Below are 1,263 nucleotides of genomic sequence, written 5' to 3'. Positions count from 1 at the left end.
GCAATTACCAGGATTTCTTTTTCTGTTCCCAATTTGAACGAGTATATTCCCACCACGGGAGTATGCGTGGAAGACGCAAATGAATTGGCCTGGGCAATTGAAGGAATGCAACTTGAAGATAGAGAGCTCATGAAATATCTGTCGGTTCTTTCTGTAGAGCAACCGGAAACTCTTCAAGAGGCCCTGCACTACGCCATGAATCTGGACGACTACGAACACTTCTCAGATGATCTGGATGCTTACGGAAAAGCTGTTCTGCGGCGTATTGGCGCTGATGATGAGCTAATTGACACCATCGACGGGTATATGGATTTTGAGAGGCTGGGCGAGGACGCTATGGTGGAGGATGGTGTCCGGAGAACTGAGTTCGGCTTAATCCGGCGATACAGCTGCCCTTTTTCTGAGGAAACACATACGTTAGAGATGGAATACCTTTCATAATGACTCGGGTAGTCAATTTTCTCTTGGTAAAACTGATGGCTTATACGTTGCTTAAAGTAAAGAATACTGAACAGCATCACCTGATGGATTAGGAGGAATGCAAATGAAAAAGAAACTCATGATCTCGGTGGCTTTGCTGGCCGTACTGGGAGCTGCTGTTGTAAGCTATTTTCACTTCTCTTATAAAAATGTTTTTGACCATGGCTAATCTCTCTAAACTGTGGTATGTTGTGTACTTACCAAACCAAGGAGGTGAAAAACAATGAAACAGAAATATACGAAAAAATGTGAAAACGGTGTTCAGCTGAGGCCCGCTTCCATTGAGGAGGCGGGCCTTTTCTATTCGGATCTGGACGAGAAACAGGATGAAGTTCTGGGCACTGTCGGCCACATCCGCATGGACTTCGGTTCTAGTGGCAAGGAGTTCTGGCATACCTGGTGGCCTCACAACAAGGATCGATTTAATACTTTGGAATTCAAGGAAGAACTCCAAGCTATCGTTGACACCTTGCGAGCAAACGGGCCGCTAAAAGATCTGGCATCCATGAGCAGCTACTGTCACAAAAACGGCGGGGTCATCACAGAGGACAACAGAAGCTTTGGATATGTGGCCGAAACAGACCACTACCGCTACTGTCTCCGCTGTACCCCCACTCCGGGTGATTATCAGGGCTACCTATACTGCTATGATAAGCGTCAGCAGGAAATGGCCCAAAAGGACAAGATAGTGGGGCGAGTGACCTTTGCAGATGGTACGGCTCAGGAGTTCACAGACCCAAATCAGTATCTCCAAACCATCAAAGAAGAACTTCCACTCCGCAA

At 46.7% G+C, this 1,263-nt stretch carries 2 pseudogenes; both read left to right on the top strand.

The window, feature by feature from the left end:
- Window positions 1–441, top strand: a pseudogene (locus QZL67_RS01495) (DUF6329 domain-containing protein); the annotation flags it as partial.
- A gap of 262 nt (window positions 442–703) precedes the next feature.
- Window positions 704–1,263, top strand: a pseudogene (locus QZL67_RS01490) (hypothetical protein); the annotation flags it as partial.

It is taken from the genome of Oscillibacter sp. CAG:155, assembly GCA_000436875.1.
Classification (GTDB): Bacteria; Bacillota; Clostridia; order Oscillospirales; family Oscillospiraceae; genus Oscillibacter.
Note: the sequence above shows the minus strand (reverse complement) of the source record. Positions and strands in the feature narration are given on the sequence as shown.